This is a genomic window from Thioalkalivibrio sulfidiphilus, from assembly GCF_000377945.1.
GTDB classification, from domain to species: domain Bacteria; phylum Pseudomonadota; class Gammaproteobacteria; order Ectothiorhodospirales; family Ectothiorhodospiraceae; genus Thioalkalivibrio_A; species Thioalkalivibrio_A sulfidiphilus_A.
Genome location: NZ_KB898937.1, coordinates 36,079 through 55,397, shown reverse-complemented (window position 1 = coordinate 55,397; position 19,319 = coordinate 36,079). Strand labels below are relative to the sequence as shown.

Genomic DNA, 19,319 nt, shown 5'->3' with positions numbered 1-19,319 from the left:
TATTCATCGCCACCAGCCCGGACGGGCTGGTGCAGAGCCGTTACCGGATCGCCTGAATGAGGCTTCGCCACGTCCATGCCTGGCACCTGACGCCGGCCGAGGCGCGGGCGGTGCAGGCACGCCTCGCGCCGCTGGTCGTGCGGGAGGACCGGCTGGGCCCGCTCAAACGGGTGGCCGGCGTCGACGTGGGTTTCGAGGACGGCGGCCGGATCACCCGGGCGGTGGTCTCGGTGCTCTCCTGGCCGGATCTCGTGCCCGTGGAGGATGCGGTGGCGCGCCGGCCCACGAGCTTTCCCTACGTGCCGGGCCTGCTCTCGTTTCGAGAACTGCCGGCGGTGCTGGAGGCGCTGGAGCAATTATCCGCGCTTCCCCACCTGCTGCTGTGCGATGGCCAGGGCATCGCCCATCCCCGCCGGCTCGGCATCGCCGCCCACCTGGGCGTGCTCACGGACCTGCCTGCCATCGGCGTGGGCAAGACCCGCCTGATCGGCGAGCACGACGAGGTGCCTCCAGCGCGGGGTGCCTGGTGTGCGCTGCGGGACGGGGATGATGTGATCGGCGCGGTCCTGCGCACCCGTGCGGGCGTGAAGCCGGTGTACGTCTCCATCGGCCACCGGGTGTCGCTGGAGACCGCCATCGAGCTGGTGCTGCAGGCCGCGCCCCGTTACCGGCTGCCGGAGCCGATCCGGCGCGCGGACCAGTTGGCCTCGCGTCGATAGTTCCCTGCCGCAGAGACGCAGGGGCGCAGAAAGAACATTGGACAGGATTTCAGGATTAACAGGAGTGATCAAAGGCATTCAATCTGTTCGAATCCTGTAAATCCTGTCCAGTCCTTTGAGATCGCCTTGCCCCGGCGTCTTCGCGTAGATGGAATCATTCCTGGTCCTGATCGATCCCCGCCAGGCGCAACGCGCGCAGCCGCGAGGTCTTCTTGCGCTGGTGTTCCTGCATGCGGCGCAGGATGCCGTCCAGGGTGTGCACGGCATCCACGATGTAGGGTCCCTTGTTGAGCATGACGCATTCGGCGCGCCCGGACATGGCGGCGTCGGTCATCTCCGGGCGCGAGACCACGCCCTTCTTGGCCAGGGTCTCCAGCACCTGGGTGGCCCAGATCACCGGCACGTGGGCCGCCTCGCACAGCCACAGGAGTTCCTCCTGGATCTCCGCCATGCGTTCGCCGCCGATCTCCACGGCCAGGTCGCCCCGGGCGATCATGATGCCCAGGGGGTGGTAGCCGATGGTGCTGAGGATGATGTCGGGCAGGTGGGCCAGGGCGCGCTGGGTCTCGATCTTGGCCACGATGCCGAGCCGGGAGGCGCCCCGCTCCGAGAGGGCCTGGATCAGCGCCAGCATGTCCTCGCGGGTCTCGACGAAGGAGTAGCCCACCAGGTCGGCATGGGCCGCGACGAAGTCCAGGTCTTCCAGATCCTTGGCGGTGAGCGGCGGCAGGCCGAGATCGGCGCCGGGGAAGTTGAGCCCCTTGTCCGCCTGCAGTCGCACACCCTGGGGCCGGCAGTGGGTGATGCTGAGGTGCACGCCTTCGGCATTGATCGCCTCCACCACGCCGCCCAGCTTGCCGTCGTCGATCCACACGGCCTGACCCGTGGTCAGGCGATCCAGGGCCTGGGGCGTGGTGCAGCTCACGTGGGCCGGCGCGAGTGTATGACCCTCTGTATCCAGGCGCGCCGGTTCGCCGGGGATGGCCTCGCGGGTCAGGATCAGGCGATCACCGCGATGCAGGCGTATCTCCACCGGGCGAAGCAGGAAACCGCCGGGGCGGATGTCCCGGGCCAGTGCGTGCCAGAGACCGTCCTCCGCCATGCGCTCGGCGCTCAGGCGGGTTTCGGGGCTCAGGTAACTGCTCGCCTCGCATTGGGCCAGCAGGCCCTCGGCCGTACTCTGCGTTACCTGCAGGCTGCGTCTCTTGCCTCGGGTGTCCCGGAAACGCAGGCGGTCGCCGGGCTGCAGCCGGGCGAGTACCGCGGCGGGCAGGGCGAGGTGGGGCAGGGCGGTGTCACTCGCCGGGCCGCCGGTATCGGCCACCAGCAACAGGGTGGCCGGGGCGAGGACCCGGCCCTGGGCATCCCTGACCGGACGCAGGTGCAGTACCGGCGGCGCCGGTGCCAGCGGTCCGGTGCGCAGTTTGTGCCCGGCCAGGTCCATCTGGATGCGACAGGGCCGACCGCTGGCCTCGGAGGCCTCGCGCACATGACGGATCATGCGGCTCCAGGCCTCGGGGTCGTCATGGGCGCAGTTGATCCGTGCGACATCCATGCCCGTGGCCACCAGCCGCTGCACCAGGCCGGGTTCACGGGCGGCCTCCGTGGGCAGGGTCACCATGATGCGCACATCCCGACCGGCGGGCGGCGGCCCGAACAGGCTTCGCGCGTGTTCGGCCAGGCGCTTCGGCCCGGCCTCGAAGTCGGGCTCCGGATGATCGGCGTCGTCATCGCCGCGGGCCGTGAGCGCTTGCAGCACACGGATCACCTGGTCCAGGGCGGTCATCACATGGGACTCGCTGCGTCCCAGGGAGGACAGGCCGAGCCGGGCCAGTCCGCTCTGCAGGGGGCGCAGATCCACGGTGCGCAGGGCCAGGTAGTGGGCCAGGTTCACAGCGCTGGGTGGCGGGCCCTCGGGAAAGTCCCGGGCAAAACGGGACAGGCGTGCGGCCGCGTGCCGGGTGATCCGGGCACGTAGCGCCAGCAGGGCTTCGAGAAGTCGTCCGGCCTCCTCGGTCTGGATCGGGGTGTTCATGGCCTGAGTGGATACCACGGAGTGATGACGCTTTTGTGACAGATCGCGGCACGTTGTCATCATTTTGTTGGTTGCCAGGTCCTGGCCGTGACGTTAATGTCACGCGATGATGACCCGATCCCGAAATGCACCATGACTGCCCCCCTGGCAACCCAGCCGGTGACCCGCGCGGTCCGACACTTGGCCAGCGTCCATCTCGAGGCCGCCGCGGCCGCCTGCCGTCGGCTCGAGGATCCCGCCGACACCGAGGCCCTGCACGACTTCCGGGTCGCCCTGCGGCGCCTGCGCAGCCTGACCCGCGCCTACAAGCCCTACATCCGCGACTGCCTGCCCAAGAAGCTGCGTCGCCGGGTGAAGGACCTGGCCTCGGGCACGGGTATCGCCCGGGACACGGAGGTGCAGCTGGCCTGGCTCAACGACCAGCGCGGCCAGGCCCGTTCCCACGAGCGCCCCGGCTACATGTGGATCATCCGCCGCCTGGAGGCGCGCCTGGACGAGGAATACCAGGACATCCGCGAGCACCTGCCCGGGCGCTTCGAGCGCCTGCGCGAACGCATCGCCACCCGGCTGGCCCTGGATTACGACGACAGTTCCCCGCCTCTGGGTGAGGTGGCGGCGGACCTGCTGCTCGAGACCGGCGAGGAATTCCGCGCCCACCTGGAACAGGTGCATGGCCAGGCAGACGAGGACGAGATCCACCAGGCGCGCATCACCGCCAAGCGCCTGCGCTACCTGCTGGAGCCCCTGGCCCCGGAGCTGGACAACGGCAAGGAGCTGGTCAGGGAGCTGAAGGCCCTGCAGGACATCATGGGCGAGATCCACGACACCCAGGTGCTGGGCGCGGAGCTGTCCCAGGCGGCCGAGGAGGCCGGCGCCGCGCGCATGAAGCGGCTCATCGAACTGAGCCTGCGCCTGCCCCACGACGACCCCCAGGTGGAGGCCGCCCGGCGCAGCGATGAGCGCCCGGGCCTGGTGAGCCTCGCCCGTGACCTGCAGGAGCGGGAGCAGGACCTGATCAACCGGCTGCTGGGGCGCATGGGCGAGGGGGATCTCACCCGGTTCCTGGCGCATCTGCAGGTGGCAGCGGAGCAGCTGCGCCGCCTGGTGGCGCCGGCAGACGAGAGCGATGCCGAGGCGGATGCGGATGCCCCTCCAAACCCCGAGACCTATCCCGGCGACTGAGTGACACGTAGAGCGGATAAGCGCAGCGCATCCGCCCCGCCTGAAACTCAGATGTGCCGGATGCGGCTGCGCCGTATCCGGCCTACCTGCCCATGGGCTTGCAGTTCTCCGGCCGCGGGGCACACTGATGCCATGCCCGAAGGCGATACCCTCCACAAGCTGGCCAAGGCCCTGCAACTCCGGTTGCAGGGGCAGACCATCCGGCTGACCCACCTGCGGGGCGTGCCGCCGCGCACCCCACTGCCTGGGGGCCGTGTCGAGTCCGTGACCGCCGAGGGCAAGCACCTGCTGATCCGCTTCGCCGACGAGGAGGGCGTCGCACAGGTGCTGCGCACCCATCTTGGCCTGTGGGGCGGCTGGCACCAGTACGCGCCGGGGGAGGCCTGGCGCAAGCCCGCCCGCCAGGCCTGGGTGGTGCTTCAGACCGATGGCGCAGTGTTCGTGTGCTTCAATGCCCGGGAGGTGGAGGTGATGTCCGCCACGGGCGTGCGGCGCCAAGGGCTGATGGCCCGCCTGGGTCCCGACCTGCTCGGCGCCGAGGTGGACCTGGCGGCCCTGCCCGCCCGTGCCCGGGAGATACTGCCCGGTGAGGCGCCCCTGGTGGACGTGCTGCTGGACCAGCGCATCGCGTCCGGGATCGGCAACGTCTACAAATCCGAGCTGCTGTTCCTGCTCGGGCTCGCGCCCCTGACGCCGCTCGAGGCGGTGAGCGACGAGACCCTGGTCGCGGCCTATGCCCTGGCCCGGGATCTGCTCTCCCGCAATCTCGGCTACGGCCCGCGCACCACCCGCTTCGAGTCGGACGGACGCGGCCACCTCTGGGTCTACGGTCGCCGGGATGCGCCCTGCCTGAAGTGCGGATCTGCGATCCACTATGCCCGGCTGGGCCGGGATCAGCGCGGCACCTACTGGTGCCCGAATTGTCAGGGGAATGCGGGCATGTAACTTGCTGCGTCCCTCCATGGCGTCCGTATCCTCGCCGAGAGGCCCCATCATGGTGCATTCACACCCCAGCGCGTCCGATGACGGTGCGGGCGAGTCCCCGGACCGCCTGTTCGACCAGCTCATCGGCACCCTGGGCGAACTGTCGCGCCAGCTGGATTTCTCGGTGTTCTTCGAGCGCGCCGCCCGGGCGGCGGCGGACCTGCTGGGCGCCGACGGCGCCGCCATGATCGTGCTCGACGGCGCAGAGTACCTGCAGTACCGGTTTTTCATCGGCCTGCCGCCACAGTACGAGGCCCGATACCGCAATCACCGCTTTCCCGCGCACCTGGGCACTTCGGGTCAGGCGTTGCGCAGCGGCCGGCCGGTGTTCTGCCAGGACTATGCCGCCAGTGACCAGGCCATGCCCGAGTACGTGGCCGCGGGTCTCAAGTCCAACCTGGTGGTGCCGGTGTTCGCCGGCGATATGCCGGTGGGTGTGCTGGCCATCTCCTGGTTCAGCCATCGCGCGCCCGAATCGCTTGAACGCCGGCGCGTGGCGGTGGTGGAGGTCCTGGCCGGGCTCATCGGTACCGCCTTCCATCGCCTGCGTCTGGAGCAGGAGTTGGAGACCCGCGCCCTCTATGACGCCCTCACCGGTCTGCCCAACCGCAGCAAGCTGTTCGCGCGCCTGGAGCATGCCCTGTACCAGTCACGCCAGGCGGAGCGTCTCACGGCGGTGATGGTGATGGACCTGGACGGTTTCAAGCAGGTCAACGACCGACTCGGACACCAGGTGGGCGATCGGCTGCTGCAGGACGTGGCCCGGCGTCTGCGGGACGTGGTGCGCCGCTCCGACATGGTGGCGCGGCTGGGCGGCGACGAGTTCGTGGTGCTGGTGGAGAACTGCGCCAGCGTGGTGGAGATCGAGCACGTGGCGGCACGCCTGGTCACGGCGCTCAATTTCGGCGTCGGCATGGGCGGCAACCTGGCGCTGCGCATCACCGCCAGCGTGGGCATCACGGTCTATCCCTTCGACGATGCCGCGCCCGAGGCCCTGCTGAGTCATGCCGACGCCGCCATGTACGAGGTCAAGAAGACCGGCGGCCAGCGCTACGGTTACTTTGACGCCCGCTTGCACCGGCGCATCCACGACCGCCAGCGCATCGAGCTGGAGGTGCGCCGGGGTCTGGAGGAGGGCGAGTTCCGGCTGGTGTTCCAGCCGGTGGTGGATGCCCAGACCGGCCGGGCGGTGGGTGCCGAGGCCCTGGTGCGCTGGGCGCATCCCGAGCAGGGCCTGATGGGGCCGGGGCATTTCCTGCCCCAGATCGAGGGCACCGCGGTCAGCGCCCGCCTGGGCGCCTGGGTGCTGCGCCATGCGGTGGCGACGCTGGCGGACTGGGAGCGGCGCGGCCTGGGGCTGTGGCTGAGCGTGAACGTGGACGGCCATGAACTGGAAGGCCACGGCTTCGCCTCGCGCCTGCGGGAGATGCTGCGCGAGCATCCCGACTGCGACCCGTCACGGCTCAAGATCGAGATCGTGGAGAGCACGGTCATCAACGACTTCGACAAGGTGGGCCGGCTCATCGAGGAACTGGCGGAGCTGGGCGTGCGCTTCGTGCTGGACGACTTCGGCACCGGCTACGCCTCCATCGCCTACCTGCGCCGCCTGCACATCCAGGCCATCAAGATCGACCGGGGTTTCGTCGCCGCCATGGAGGATCCGGGCGAACGCGCCCTGGTGGGCTCCCTGATCCAGATCGCCTCCACCCTGTTCGTGGAATGCGTGGCGGAGGGCGTGGAGACTGCCGAGCAGCGCGCCACCCTGCTGGGCATGGGCTGCCGGCTGCTGCAGGGTTATTACCTGGCCAGGCCCATGCCCGCCGATGACTTCCTGGACTGGCTGGCCGGCGGGCACCGTCTGCGCCTGGTGCCGATCAGCGACGCGCCCGGTTGAAGCGCATTAGCACCAGCATGACCACCATCACCGCCAGCCACACCGCGTACCAGCCATTGAGTCCGCCGCTGATCAGCGCCATGCCCAGGGGTCCCGCCGCCAGCACGTAGTAGCCCATGGGGATCAGTGCCTTGCGGATCAGGTCCCCCTCGCGCCCGATCAGGCCCACGGTGGCCGAGGCCGCCACCACGTTGTGCACGCAGATCATGTTGCCCGCCGCGCCGCCGACGGCCTGCAGGGCCACCACCACCGCCGCGCCCCGGGCGTCCAGGCCGATGCTCTCGGCGGTGGCGAACTGGAACAGGGCGAACATCATGTTGCTGATGGTGTTGGAGCCGGCCACGAAGGCGCCGAGCGCCCCGATCAGCGGCGAGAACAGCGGCCAGAATTCCCCCGAGGCCAGGGACACCCCTTCCGCCAGCACCAGGGGCATGCTGGCATAGGGCGAGGCCTGCCCGGACTGGATGAACACCTGCACCATGGGCACGGCGAACAGCAGCGCCGCGCTGGCGGAGAGGATCGTGCGCCCCGACTGGCGCCAGGCCCGGGCATAGGCGCCCGGCTCCCGGTCCATGCGGTGCAGGGCGTAGGTCAGCAGCGAGACCACCAGCAGCACGAAGCCCGGCAAATACAGGGGCTGCGACGAGGTGCTCACGCTGGTGCCGAAGATGTTGGGCCAGGACAGGGTGAGCGCGGATGAGCGCAGCAGTTCGCTCACCGGCTCCACGGCCCGGGTGATCACCAGCAGCACCGCCACCAGCAGGTAGGGGATCCAGGCCTGGATCAGGGTCACGGGTGCGCCGTTTCGCACCGGGTCCGGCAGGTCCTGCAGCGCGCTCACCCACTCCGGCTGCCAGCGGGCACGGGGTTCGAAATCGAACACCTGCTTCGGCACCAGGAAGCCGCGTTTCGCCGCCGGCACCACGATCATGAGTCCGATCAGGCCGCCCACCAGGGAGGGAAACTCCGGCCCCAGCCAGGCGGCCACGGCGAGATACGGCAGGGTGAAGGCGGCGGCGGCGAACAGGGCGAAGGGCCAGGCGGCCAGCCCCTCGCGGAACGAGCGACTGGCGCCGAAGAAGCGGGTCAACATGCCGATCATGATCAGCGGGATGAGGAAGCCGATCAGGGTGTGCAGGAGCGCCACGTTGAAGGCGATCTCGTAGAGGTAGTCCGGGAAGAAGGGCACGTCGATGTGGCTCTCCACCATGGCCTGCCCGGACAGCCCGGTGTTCACCCCCACCAGGATGGGCGTGCCCACGGCGCCGAAGGACACCGGCGTGGACTGGATGATCAGGGCCGAGAGCACCGCCGCCATGGCGGGAAAGCCGATGGCCACCAGCAGGGGCGCGGCGATGGCCGCCGGGGTGCCGAAGCCCGAGGCCCCCTCGATCAGGGAACCGAACAGCCAGGCCACGATGATGGCCTGCACGCGCCGGTCCGGGGAGATGTCCATGAAGCCCCGGCGGATGGCGATGATGGCCCCGGACTCGCGCAAGGTGTAGAGCAGCAGGATGGCGCCGAACACGATGAACAGGATATTGAGCGCCGTCACCACCCCGTGCACCGTGGCCGCCGCCACCACGATCCAGTCCGTGCCCCAGAGCAGCAGCGCGATCAGCGCAGTGACCCCGTAGGCCAGGGGCATGGCCCGGGACGCGGGCCAGCGCAGGATCACCAGGAACAGGAACACGGTGATGACCGGGGTGAGGGCGAGGGTGAACAGGACGGGCAGGGTCATGGCAGATCCGGGGTCACGATGTCCCTTCAGGATGCCGCAGAGAGCATGACAGGTAAAACCGCGATAGAACTCAGCGAAGGCTCTTGGGCTTGGCGAGGCTGCCGAGATAGCGGGAGAACTCCATCTCCACGATCTCGCCCTTCAGCGCGCGCCCGAGCAGGGCGAGGAACGAGGCCTCCTCGTCCTCAGGGTCGTCGGGGATCACGAAGCGGGCGCCGGAGCGCAGCCGGATACGAATGCCGTTGACTAGTGTCCTGTCTGACAAATATCTTGCCATTCAGAGCCTCGCAAAAGCGCCAAGGCAAGGCGCGCACCGCAGCCAATGGCAAGCCCTTGGCAAGGTGCGCAACGCCGAATTGGCGCTTTTGCGAGGCTCCCTGCGGGCGCGGCTGTGCGGGCGTGTGGCGTTGTTACGCTTGCTTGAAATGGGGGCGGCGGCGTGCTCGATTTCCTGGAGGGGGAAGATGCGGATGAAGTACATGGAGTCAGCGGCGGTCAGTTGTTGGGATCTGTGAGCGCGGATAGATCGAGCAGACGCTCGGCGCGCATCACGTGGAGTATGAAGATGCGATCGCCGTCCTGTCGATAAAAGATCCGGCAAGGAGGCTCGATGATCTGGCGGTAACGCCATCCCTTCAGTTCCGGCGGCTTTGTGCCCAGTCTCGGGTGATCGGCCAGCAGGGCGATATGATCGAAGACCTTGCGTACGAGAGTCCTGGCCGCCTCGGGATTATCGAGGGCGATGTAGTCCGCGATCGCATCCAGGTCACTGAGGGCGGGTTCAGTCCAGATCACTTCAGCCATCGGGCCATGCGCTTCCTTGCCTGTGTCTGGGTCACGGTGCGCCCATCTTCGACCGCCATCTCGCCCCGTGCGATACCTTCCAGCAGATGCATCCTGCGCTGTAAGGCTTCGTAGCTTTGAACATCCACCAGGTATGCGCTGGGCACCCCATGTTGCGTAATGAGGATAGGCTCCTTGCTCTGCTCAAGCTCATTGAGCAGTTCGGTGGCCCTGCGTTTGAGGGTGGTGACGAGTTCGGTGCGCATGATGTGATACTAAAGTGATACTTACAGCGATTCAAGCCGGGCGGGTCACCAAAGCAAACTCACCGTACGTCGCCCCATGACCTCCCCGTCGAACACCATCTCCGCTGGCCGGGCCGCCGCCATCCCATGGCACACGTGAAGCGGCAGCAGGTGCTCCTCACGGGGATGGCAGAACCGCGCACCCGGCGCCTGTGACCAATTGACCAGGCGCTGTACACGTTCGTCGCCCGACAGGCCCGGTGCGGTGCAGGTCTCCACGAGCCAGTCGTGAAAGGCATGCTCATCGTGCTTGTCACCGAAGCCTGGATCCATCAGTGCACGCATGTTGTGGAAGGACAGCCCCGAGCCCACCACCAGCAGGTTTGAATGCAGCAGGGACGAGAGCGCCCTGCCCAGTGCGATGTGGGCGGCGGGGTCCAGGCCCTTGACCAGGGAAAGCTGGATGCAGGGGATATCCGCCTCCGGGTACATGAGCATGAGGGGGATGAACAGGCCGTGATCGAAGCCCCGTTCACCGTCCTGGCGACAATCGATGCCGTGGTCAGAAAGCAACGCGCATACGCGATCCGCCAGGACGGGATCGCCCGGAGCCGGGTACTGGATCTGGTAGGTTTCCTCCGGGAAGCCGTAGTAGTCGTAGATCAGTGCAGGATGGGCGCCAGAAGTCACGGTCGGAATATCCGCTTCCCAATGGGCGCTGATCACCAGGATGGCGTCCGGCCTGCCGAGCCGTTCCGGGATGTGGCGCAGGAACGCGGTCAGTTGCGCATGGCCGGGATCATCCATGAGTGGCAGCGGTCCACCGCCATGGGGGAGATAAAGGATAGATGCCGGCATAGTTGGGTGCGCTGTCAGTGATGTTTCAGGAGGGTTTGTAGGTCTGCTTTGACTTTAAGAAGGGCGAAAACATGTTCTCTCACGGGGGCACGGAGACACGGAGGAAAATCTTGTCTTGATTCTGTTTTCTCCCCGTGTCTCCGTGTCCCCGTGAGAGGATATAGTCTTGTCTTCAGCTGTCATCAGCGCAAGCGAGCAGCGCATGCACATCGCCCGCCATGATCTGCGCCAGATGCCGGGTGATCTTCTCCACTGGCCAGTCCCACCAGGCGATGGCCTCCAGGGATTCGATCTCCGCGTCCGTGAAACGCTGGCGGATCACCTTGGCCGGGTTGCCGCCGACGATGCTGTAGGCGGGCACGTCCTTCGTCACCACGGAGCGGGCCGAGATCACCGCGCCGTTGCCGACATGAACGCCGGGCATGATCAGCGCGTCATAGCCGATCCAGACATCGTTGCCGATCACCGTGTCACCCTTGTAGGGAAACTCATCCTCGGCGGGCGCGAATGATTCCCAGCCGTTGGCGAAGATCTGGAACGGGTAGGTGGAGATCCCGGAGAGCTTGTGATTGGCGCCGTTCATGATGAACTTCACGCCCCGTGCGATGGCGCAGAACCGCCCGATGATCAGTTTGTCGCCGACAAAGGGGAAGTGGTAAAGGACGTTGCGCTCGAAATTCTCCGAGCCGTCGGGGTCATCGTAGTAGGTGTAGTCCCCGATGATGATGTTCGGGTTGCTGACGGTGTTCTTGATGAAGCACACCTGGGGGAAGCCTTCCATGGGGTGGGTTGTCAATGGGCTGGGGCCATGCATGGGGCGCGATTTCCTCAGATGTGATGGAGCCTGATCCGCAGAGATCGGATATCCGGGGTTCAGGCGAGCGGTAAGGGTTCCTGGGATTTCGTTACCCGGTCGTGCAGTTCCTGTAATCGCCGAGTTTCCCCGCTGGGCCGGCCATTGCCGATGGTCTCGAGGTAGCGGCAGGTGGCAAAGCGTGTGGAGGCCTGCTCATAGTCGCGCAGCCAGGCTGAGAACGCGTGTTGGTCGTCACGCTCCAGACGAGGATAGTCCCAAGGCGGTCTGCTGACGCCAGCCCGCCATGGCTTGGGTGTGAGACGCGCACGAAAGCATTTCTGGGAACGGCAGAGTCGTGCAGAGGGAGGCCTTCGTAGTCATAGCTGTGAGGGACGGGCTTGTGTCTGTGGATGCGGTGCAATGCCCTGCGTAGACGCTCAGAGGCCATGGCCTGTGCGCTGATCTGATCATCACCCCATCCCCAGGCGGAGACGGGAACAGTGCGGCCGTCCCGGAGCGTCGCGCTACGTGTGTCTCTTGCCCAGACTCGTGGAACATACATGGCTTCCATTCCTCTCAAGAATCAAACATACAAAGGAGCATTCTCGGTGTCAGTGGATGTGCAATGGGAGTCATGACTCCGATGTCCCATGGGCATTGGCGTCAGAGTGGCTTCCCTTGTTATGGGGTGTATCTTTCTGCATCATTTCCTTATTACCCACCCTCGCGGAACAAAATGATGCGTACGGTCGAACTCGAGGCCCTCAAGGACGCTGCCATGACCCTCTCCGAGAGGGATCGGGCAAAATTGGCCCGAGACTTAGTGGCAAGTTTGGACGGTCCAGCGGAACATGATGCGGCCGAAGCCTGGGATATTGAAATTTGCCGTCGAATCAATGAGATAGAGTCTGGGAAAGCCGAGTTGCTTGATGTCGATGAGGTTCTTGCCCTCGCAAGAGCACGCATAAGGGACTGATTTTGGAAGTAAAAGTCAGCAGGGAAGCTGCCCGAGAGTTGGAAGAAGCCGCGGCCTGGTACGAGAAGGAAGAATCCGGGCTCGGTGAACGACTGATAGATGCCTTTGAGCACGCAACGCAGCTTCTCAAGGAGCCAAATCCACCGGTTACTCCGGTGACAGGAGAGGCGGCTGGAATGGGTGCGAAGAAGCTCATTCTCCATAGATTTCCTTTCTCTCTCATCGCCGTTCAGAACCAGCAAACGATCACGGTAGTTGCATTTGCGCACCATGCTCGTAAACCCGGCTATTGGCGAAAGCGGCTCACCCCATAACGATGAAGCTGTGCGGCGCAAACAAAGCGCAGCGTGGTTTGCGCCCGAACGAGCGACTTGTTATACGTTTTGCAGCTGCTTAAGCGGAATCCCATCCTTATTTACCCACGCTGTTAACCCGTTAGCGCTACCACCATGAATCGTGGCTGCAGCCGAACTTGGGCTTGTGAACTCGATATCCTTTGCGAAGACGTAAGCACCGTCTTTCTCAATAAGCGCGCCGTCCTCAATAAGCTTCTTACGCTGCACTAAAACGCTTGGCCATTTCTGGGCGGAGGCGCGCTCCTCCAGAACAGCCTGGGAACCTTTGAGCACAACAATCCCATTAGGCGTCAAATAGCCGGTTGCAGTTAGCCCCTTGATGTTGCAGTTAAGGAAATCCGTTCTTTGTTTTCCATGTGCTGTGGATGAGGATTTGTCCAGAAATGCCTCTACCCCAAGAACCGGAAGCACCTGTTGCATTTTTTCAAGAAATATTTCCATATCTTCACGGTCTGACTCTGGTAGCCTTGCGCCACTGCTTTGGCTGTTCATCACAATAGACCGTTCTGTAGAGCGCGCAATATCAATCAATCGACCTTCCAGATACTTAATGTGCGCCTTGGTCAGATTCTCGTCCTTGGTGACAAAGAGCGTGATGTTATTCCAGAAGTCTCTGGATAGATGAGATTTCACGCGATCCTTGATGCATTCCGCTTCGCCGATATAAATCGCGCTCTTGTTAGTCTCGGGGTCAGTGCCAGATAGGAAGTAAACACCTGATCCTTGTGACTCCTCGCGCTCCAGTACCTTATCGAATTCACTCCGAGGTCCAGAAACAGCTTTCCCGGTCCAATTTGATAGTTCGGCAGTGCGCAGCCTTTTGGGGTCGCCGTATGCAAGAAATATTTTAAGAGTTGCTGTTGGCACGCATTCTTCCTGGTAGTGGACGGTTTGGGGGCATCCACAATCCAGAATTATCGATGCCCAAAACCGTTGTCATATGTCAAGCGAGAATGACCGTATCATCGTCTTCGAGCCGGACTTTGGCGATCTTCTCGACTTACGTCGCCTTGCTATGGGCCGCTGTGTAGGCATCCAGAAGTCGGCGAATCATTTTCTGATATTGAGTATCGTGTTTGCGCGCCTCGCGTTTGAAGAATTCCACGCTTTCCCTGCTCAGGGCGATAGTCACCTTGACGGTGTCTTCCTTGAAAACAAGCTCTTCCGGTGGCGGCAGGAAGTCAGGGATGACCTTGACGGGGCCAATGGCTTCATCGGTGTATTTGGTTTTCGCGCTCATAGATCTGTTTGCCTTTGCGCCAGTAGCCTGCGCCGATGATTCGGATCAGCCCGTGGCGGTATGTGAAGCGGACAGTCAGGATGCCATCCGGGACCTTGCCGAAGCAGAAATAGCGTTTCTCCCCCTGGCTGTGTGACAGGTCCTCGGCGATCACGCGCCGAGGGTCAGAATGCGTACTGGGCTTCGGCGAACGAAACCTGATGTTTCGCCTGGTTGATCAGATCCTTCCCGGGATCCCATTCAAAGCTGTCCTTGCCCATGCTGAGAACATAGCAGAGCGCCAGTCAGTGTGCCATACATAAATATGGCGCCTAGTATGGCCTTCTTGTGGGTTAACTTCTGCGTGGTGAATTGATGAGCAGCACATGCAGGCTCCTCGGCCCATGGGCCCCCAACTGGATGGTCTGTTCCACGTCGGCGGTGCGGGAAGGGCCGGTGATCAGGTTCACCGTGCGCGGCCAGTCGGCATCCCGGGTGCGGATGCGGGCCCAGGCATCCTCGATGTGACTCACCACGTCCGCGGCATCCAGGACCACCAAGTGGTGGTCTGGCAGGAAGTTAAGCGTGGTGGGGTTTTCGGGACCGGAGAGCAGGACCAGGGTGCCGGTCTCGGCGATGGCGCAGAAGGCGCGGCTGACGCACAGCAGTTCCTCGCCGTGGCTGCGGCCGAAGCGGGGTTCAAGGCCGGTGGCGGACCAGTCGAGATCCTGCAGCGATGGGGCGACGGCGATGGGGCCCGTGACCTGTCGGCTGGCGTGGTAGGTCGCCACGGCGCCGGGGATGTAGGGCTCGCCGTGCAGGGTCTGTAGCGTGCCGGCGACGGATTCCAGGCGTTCACGGAACAGCGCGGCGAGTGGCTTGTCGGGCAGGCGCGGGCGCAGGGGTTCGTCCGGTTTGAACGCGCCGTCCAGGCGGGCGTCGAGGGCCTCTCTGGATTCGCGGGGCAAGGTGCCGCGGCCGAGGCCTGTGCGAATCCTGGCGAGGATCTTGTCTCGGGCGGCGCTCATGACTGCTTCTCCCGGCGCCGCCAGGCGTCCATGAAGGTCTCGCCCTGGGGGGCGGGCAGCACGCGGCCACCCTTGAACCAGTGACCGGCCAGGGGCACGGCCTTGAGCCGTCCGGTTCTGCCGGAAAGCCACTTGAGCGCGCGCGCCTGCCATCGGGTGATGCCGTGATAAAGCCCCGGGCGCCGGGCGAGCCAGGACCAGAGGCCCAGGGCCCAGCGGGCGCGGCGGGTGCCGATATGGTGCTGGAACTGCCGGTGGCGCAGGGTGCGCAGCAGGTCGGGCAGGGGGATGCGTACCGGGCAGACCTCGGCGCAGCGGCCGTTGAGGGTGCAGGCGTTGGGCAGGTCTTTGGCCTCGCGCAGGCCGATGGTCAGGGGGGTGAGCACCGAGCCCATGGGGCCGGGGTAGACCCAGCCGTAGGCGTGGCCGCCGATGGCGCCGTACACGGGGCAGTGGTTCATGCAGGCGCCGCAGCGGATGCAGCGCAGCATCTCGCGGAACTCGTCCCTGAGCATGGCGCTGCGACCGTTGTCCACCAGCACCACGTGATACGCCTCGGGGCCATCAAAATCGGCTTCCCGGCGCGGGCCGGTGGACAGCGTTGTGTAGCTGGTGATCTGCTGGCCGGTGGCGCTGCGGGCCAGCAGACGAAGGAGCGTGGTGGCGTCTTCCAGTGTGGGCACCACCTTCTCGATGCCGGCGGTGACAATGTGTACCCGGGGCAGGGTGTTGGTGAGATCGCCGTTGCCCTCGTTGGTGACGATGATGTTGGAGCCGGTCTCGGCGATGAGGAAGTTGGCGCCGGTGATGCCCACGTCCGCATCCAGGTACTTCTGGCGCAGTACCTGGCGGGCCTCGTTGACGATGTCGGGGATCTCGGTGAGCCGTTTCGTCAGTCCATACTTGGCGTGGTGTTCGTGGAACAGGTCAGAGATCTGGCCCTTGGTCTTGTGCACGGCCGGCGCGATGATGTGGCTGGGTGGTTCGCCGGCAAGCTGGATGATGTATTCGCCCAGATCCGTCTCCACCACCTCCATGCCCGCCGCTTCCAGGGCGGCGTTCACGCCGACCTCTTCGCCCACCATGGACTTGCCCTTGGTGACGCTCTTCGCGCCCGCCTTGCGGCAGATCTCCACCACGATGCGCTGGGCGTCCTCGGCGTTCTCCGCCCAGTGCACCTGCCCGCCCTGGCGGATGACCGCCTGCTCGTAACGTTCCAGGTAGTGGTCCAGGTGTTCCAGGGTGTGGTTCTTGATCGCCACGGACCGGTCGCGCAACTGCTCGTATTCGGGCAGGGCGTCGAAGGCCAGCCGGCGCTTGAGCACGAAACCATCTTTGGCACGGCCAAGCGCCGTGCGCAGGGTCTCGTCGTGGAGGGCCTCCACGGCGCGGGTCATGAATTCGTGACTTCGGGCGTTGTGCATGGGCTCGTTAGGGGTTAGGCGTTAGGCGATAGTCGTTTGGAGTTAGGTGGTAGTACCTCACTCCTGCCCCCTCACCCCTCACGACCTTCCGGGTCCCCAAGTCCCGGAAGGTCCGTCATCCCGGCCAGCACCTCGGCGGCGTGGCGCACCTTCACGGGGCTTCCTGTGGCCTTGAGGCGGCCGGCGATGTTGAGCAGGCAGCCGAGGTCGCCGCCCAGCACGGTGCTGGCGCCGGTGGCGGTGATGTTGTGTGACTTGTCATCCACCATGCGCCCGGAGATCTCCGGGTACTTCACGCAGAAGGTGCCGCCGAAACCGCAGCAGACCTCCGCGTCGTTCATCTCTTCGAGCTTGAGGCCATCGACGCTGGCAAGCAGTGTGCGCGGCTGCTGCTTGATGCCCAGCTGGCGCAGGCCGGAGCAGCTGTCGTGGTAGGTGACCCTCTCGGGGTAGCGGGCGGACACCGATTCGACACCGCACACGTCGGTGAGGAAGCTCATCAGCTCATGGGTCCTGTCCGCCAATGCCTGGGCGCGGGCCTTCCAGTCCGGTTCGGTGTCGAACAGGCGCGGGAAGTACTGGATCATGCCGGCGCAGGAGCCGGAGGGCAGCACGGTGTAGTCGTAGCCCTCGAAGGCCTCGATCACCTGTCGGGCGAGGGCGGCGGCGCTGGCGTTGTCGCCGCTGTTGTAGGCGGGCTGCCCGCAGCAGGTCTGGGCGTCGGGCACCGACACCTGGCAGCCGGCATCCTCCAGCAGCTTCACGGCGGCAAAGCCCACTGCGGGGCGGTACAGATCCACCAGGCAGGTGACGAACAGCGCGACGCGCGGTTTGGGGGATGGTGTCATGGGCCCATATTAGGCCTTGGGGCATACCGAATAAACATGGTTTGAAAGCATTCAACGCAAAGACGCGAAGACGCAAAGGAACGCAAAGGTTTTTTATCAAGGAGACATTTTGCGTTCCTTTGCGTCTTCGCGTCTTTGCGTTGTGCGATTTTGGCTTTACCAGTACAGCAAAGAAAAACGCCCCGCGAGGGGGCGTCAGGGTTGTGCATCGTCAGGGACTCCTCAGTGGTGTCCGTGGTGGTGATGGTGTTGTTGTTTATTGTTGTGGTTATGGGGTTCGCCACGGTTATGGTGGCATTGCTGCGGAGACTTCCCGGCACGGCTAACGTTCAGGTCTCTGTCGGCGGCATCACGCGAAGGAAACAGCGATCTTGTTAGTATGGTGCGCATGATCCGAATCGAGACCCCGACACCATGACGCGCTTCATGCAGCTCCCCGAGACCCGCACCGCCGAGGGCGAGATCCGCCGGGTGGGCGTGGAGATGGAGATGGCGCAGATCTCGCTGCCGGACATGGCCCGTGAGGTGCAGCGGGCCTTCGGCGGGCGCATCGAGTCCGACAGCCCCTTCGTGTTGCATGTGCGCGGGACCCGTCATGGTGACTTCCAGCTGGAGTTGGACAGCAACCTGCTCAAGGAGCGGGAGTACCTGAAATTCCTGCGCCGCCTGGGGGTGGAGGTGGACCCGGAGGCGGGGCTCGACCAGGTGCTCTCGGACCTGGCCGGCTTGGTGGTGCCCCACGAACTGGTGGCCCCGCCGGTGCCCTGGACGGCGCTGCCGGAACTGGACGAACTGCGCGAGGCCCTGCGCCACAAGGGTGCCCTGGGCACCCATGCCTCCCTGCTCTACGCCTTCGGCCTGCAGCTCAACGTGGAGGCGGCCTGCCTGGAGCCCGGCTATCTGCGCGACATCCTGCGCGCCTTCCTGCTGCTCCATGAATGGCTCATGGAGCGGGGCGAGGTGGACCTCTCCCGGCGCTTCACCCCCTACGTGAATCCTTTCCCCGGCCGCTACGCCCGGCGCATCCTGGCGCATGACTATGCCCCGGACATGGCCGGGCTGATCGACGACTACCTGCGCGACAATCCCACCCGCAACAGGCCCCTGGACATGCTGCCGCTGTTCGCCCACGTGGACAGGGCGCGGGTGATGGCCGCGCCGGTGGAGCGTCACCTGGTCAAGCCCCGCCCGGCCTTCCACTACCGCCTGCCCAACTGCCAGATCGACGAGCCGGACTGGAGCCTGGCCCTGCCCTGGAACGACTGGGTGGCGGTGGAGCGCCTGGCCGACGATCACGAACGTCTCGCGGCCCTGTCCGAGGAGGTCCTGGCCTCGCCGGGCCATGCCCTGGGGCGCATCGGCGACCGCTGGCGCTCGGCCCTCGTCGAGCTGTTCCAGGACTGACATGTCCCAGCGTCCCCTGATCGGCGTCACCGGCCCGGACCGGGGCGGCCTGGCCGCCTGGTACGCCACCTGGTTGGCGGTGCGCCGCGCCGGCGGTCGGGCGGTGCGCATCACCCCGCGCCGGCCGAGGGCGGAACTCAGGCTCGACGGCCTGATCATCGGCGGCGGCGCCGACGTGGACCCGGTGCTCTACGGGGCCCACCGCCACACCCTGCTGGAGGACTACGAGGCCGCCGAACCGCGCTTGGGTCAGCGCCTGCTGGGCCTGCTGGTCTATCCGCTGCTGTGGGCCCTGCGCCGCACCCTGCTCACCCATGCGCCGGAAGGGGATGCGGACCGGGATCGTCTGGAGCAGGCCCTGATCCGCGACGCCCTGGACCGGGACCTGCCCCTGCTGGGCATCTGCCGGGGCATGCAGCTCATGAACGTGGTCTGCGGCGGCTCCCTGCACCAGGGGCTGGAGGGTTTCCACGAGGAGCATCCGCAGATCCGCAGCGTGCTGCCGAGAAAGACCGTGGCCCTGGCGCCGGATTCCATGCTGCGGCAGATCCTGGGCTGCGAACGCTGCCCCGTGAATGCCCTGCACGACCAGGGCGTGGACCGGCTGGGCGAAGGCCTGCGGGTGGTGGCCCGGGAGGCCAATGGGGTGATCCAGGCGGTGGAGCACACCGGGCGGCGCTTCGCCATCGGCGTGCAGTGGCACCCGGAGTACCTGCCCCAGAAGCGCAGTCAGCAGGGGCTGTTCAGGGCGCTGGTGAACGCGGCGCATCAGAAGTGCGAAGTGTGAATTGGGAAGTGCGAAGTGTTGTTTATCCTTCCAACTTCCC

Annotated in this window: 21 protein-coding genes; 8 read left to right on the top strand and 13 right to left on the bottom strand. The window is 65.4% G+C overall.

Features of this window, described 5'->3' with window-relative positions; genetic code table 11:
* Window positions 1-56 precede the first annotated feature (56 nt).
* Window positions 57-719 carry a deoxyribonuclease V gene (gene nfi / locus D580_RS0108485; RefSeq protein WP_018953981.1) on the top strand — a complete coding sequence of 221 codons (663 nt, stop codon included), beginning with the start codon at window positions 57-59 and terminating at the stop codon, window positions 717-719.
* Window positions 720-873: 154 nt separating this feature from the next.
* Here the strand turns inward: nfi and D580_RS16200 are convergent, their stop codons facing one another.
* On the bottom strand, window positions 874-2,754 hold the full coding sequence (locus D580_RS16200) for a pyruvate kinase (protein ID WP_018953980.1): 1,881 nt from the start codon (window positions 2,752-2,754) through the stop codon (window positions 874-876).
* A 132-nt stretch (window positions 2,755-2,886) separates the two neighbouring features.
* Here D580_RS16200 and D580_RS0108475 point away from each other — a divergent pair, with 132 nt between their 5' ends.
* From D580_RS0108475 to D580_RS0108465, 3 genes are all read left to right on the top strand, one after another.
* Window positions 2,887-3,936 (top strand): CHAD domain-containing protein, encoded by a 1,050-nt coding sequence (locus D580_RS0108475; protein WP_018953979.1) that lies wholly within the window; start codon window positions 2,887-2,889, stop codon window positions 3,934-3,936.
* Window positions 3,937-4,068: 132 nt separating this feature from the next.
* A complete protein-coding gene (locus tag D580_RS0108470; RefSeq protein WP_018953978.1) occupies window positions 4,069-4,881 on the top strand; it encodes a DNA-formamidopyrimidine glycosylase family protein in 813 nt (270 codons plus the stop codon).
* A 49-nt stretch (window positions 4,882-4,930) separates the two neighbouring features.
* Window positions 4,931-6,814, top strand: coding sequence for an EAL domain-containing protein (locus tag D580_RS0108465; RefSeq protein WP_018953977.1), 1,884 nt, complete (start codon window positions 4,931-4,933; stop codon window positions 6,812-6,814).
* Here the strand turns inward: D580_RS0108465 and D580_RS0108460 are convergent.
* The 6 genes from D580_RS0108460 to D580_RS0108435 form a co-directional block, all read right to left on the bottom strand.
* On the bottom strand, window positions 6,795-8,555 hold the full coding sequence (locus D580_RS0108460) for an L-lactate permease (protein WP_018953976.1): 1,761 nt from the start codon (window positions 8,553-8,555) through the stop codon (window positions 6,795-6,797). The two genes, D580_RS0108465 and D580_RS0108460, sit on opposite strands and share 20 nt — an antisense overlap.
* A 70-nt stretch (window positions 8,556-8,625) precedes the next feature.
* A complete protein-coding gene (locus D580_RS15350; RefSeq protein WP_018953975.1) occupies window positions 8,626-8,832 on the bottom strand; it encodes a hypothetical protein in 207 nt (68 codons plus the stop codon).
* A gap of 218 nt (window positions 8,833-9,050) precedes the next feature.
* On the bottom strand, window positions 9,051-9,359 hold the full coding sequence (locus tag D580_RS0108450) for a type II toxin-antitoxin system RelE/ParE family toxin (protein WP_018953974.1): 309 nt from the start codon (window positions 9,357-9,359) through the stop codon (window positions 9,051-9,053).
* A complete protein-coding gene (locus D580_RS0108445) occupies window positions 9,347-9,604 on the bottom strand; it encodes a type II toxin-antitoxin system Phd/YefM family antitoxin (protein WP_018953973.1) in 258 nt (85 codons plus the stop codon). Before D580_RS0108445 ends, D580_RS0108450 begins: the two co-directional genes overlap by 13 nt.
* Window positions 9,605-9,649: 45 nt before the next feature.
* A complete protein-coding gene (locus D580_RS0108440) occupies window positions 9,650-10,390 on the bottom strand; it encodes an extradiol ring-cleavage dioxygenase (RefSeq protein WP_018953972.1) in 741 nt (246 codons plus the stop codon).
* Window positions 10,391-10,613: 223 nt separating this feature from the next.
* Window positions 10,614-11,255 (bottom strand): Vat family streptogramin A O-acetyltransferase, encoded by a 642-nt coding sequence (locus D580_RS0108435; RefSeq protein WP_026289831.1) that lies wholly within the window; start codon window positions 11,253-11,255, stop codon window positions 10,614-10,616.
* A gap of 760 nt (window positions 11,256-12,015) precedes the next feature.
* Between D580_RS0108435 and D580_RS0108430 the strand changes: the two genes are divergently transcribed.
* Together D580_RS0108430 and D580_RS16190 are read left to right on the top strand one after the other, a co-directional pair.
* On the top strand, window positions 12,016-12,213 hold the full coding sequence (locus D580_RS0108430) for an addiction module protein (RefSeq protein WP_231363525.1): 198 nt from the start codon (window positions 12,016-12,018) through the stop codon (window positions 12,211-12,213).
* 2 nt (window positions 12,214-12,215) lie between these two features.
* Window positions 12,216-12,527 carry a type II toxin-antitoxin system RelE/ParE family toxin gene (locus tag D580_RS16190; RefSeq protein ID WP_196799731.1) on the top strand — a complete coding sequence of 104 codons (312 nt, stop codon included), beginning with the start codon at window positions 12,216-12,218 and terminating at the stop codon, window positions 12,525-12,527.
* Between the two features lie 60 nt (window positions 12,528-12,587).
* Here the strand turns inward: D580_RS16190 and D580_RS0108425 are convergent, their stop codons facing one another.
* The 6 genes from D580_RS0108425 to D580_RS0108400 all read right to left on the bottom strand — a co-directional run bounded on the left by D580_RS0108425 (window position 12,588) and on the right by D580_RS0108400 (window position 17,088).
* Window positions 12,588-13,436, bottom strand: a complete 849-nt coding sequence (locus D580_RS0108425) for a GIY-YIG nuclease family protein (RefSeq protein WP_026289830.1) — start codon at window positions 13,434-13,436, stop codon at window positions 12,588-12,590.
* Between the two features lie 133 nt (window positions 13,437-13,569).
* Window positions 13,570-13,809, bottom strand: a complete 240-nt coding sequence (locus D580_RS0108420; protein WP_018953968.1) for a CopG family transcriptional regulator — start codon at window positions 13,807-13,809, stop codon at window positions 13,570-13,572.
* A complete protein-coding gene (locus D580_RS16855; RefSeq protein WP_231363524.1) occupies window positions 13,781-13,963 on the bottom strand; it encodes a BrnT family toxin in 183 nt (60 codons plus the stop codon). Before D580_RS16855 ends, D580_RS0108420 begins: the two co-directional genes overlap by 29 nt.
* Window positions 13,964-14,141: 178 nt before the next feature.
* Window positions 14,142-14,816, bottom strand: coding sequence for a LutC/YkgG family protein (locus D580_RS0108410; RefSeq protein ID WP_018953966.1), 675 nt, complete (start codon window positions 14,814-14,816; stop codon window positions 14,142-14,144).
* The gene (locus tag D580_RS0108405; RefSeq protein ID WP_018953965.1) at window positions 14,813-16,240 is read right to left on the bottom strand and encodes a LutB/LldF family L-lactate oxidation iron-sulfur protein; all 1,428 of its coding nucleotides are present in this window, start codon (window positions 16,238-16,240) and stop codon (window positions 14,813-14,815) included. The genes D580_RS0108410 and D580_RS0108405 overlap by 4 nt, the downstream gene beginning before the upstream one ends.
* A 71-nt stretch (window positions 16,241-16,311) precedes the next feature.
* Window positions 16,312-17,088, bottom strand: a complete 777-nt coding sequence (locus tag D580_RS0108400; RefSeq protein ID WP_018953964.1) for a (Fe-S)-binding protein — start codon at window positions 17,086-17,088, stop codon at window positions 16,312-16,314.
* A 414-nt stretch (window positions 17,089-17,502) separates the two neighbouring features.
* Between D580_RS0108400 and D580_RS0108395 the strand changes: the two genes are divergently transcribed.
* Together D580_RS0108395 and D580_RS0108390 are read left to right on the top strand one after the other, a co-directional pair.
* Window positions 17,503-18,492, top strand: coding sequence for an amidoligase family protein (locus D580_RS0108395; RefSeq protein WP_018953963.1), 990 nt, complete (start codon window positions 17,503-17,505; stop codon window positions 18,490-18,492).
* A gap of 1 nt (window position 18,493) precedes the next feature.
* A complete protein-coding gene (locus D580_RS0108390) occupies window positions 18,494-19,279 on the top strand; it encodes a gamma-glutamyl-gamma-aminobutyrate hydrolase family protein (protein ID WP_018953962.1) in 786 nt (261 codons plus the stop codon).
* Window positions 19,280-19,319: the final 40 nt, after the last annotated feature.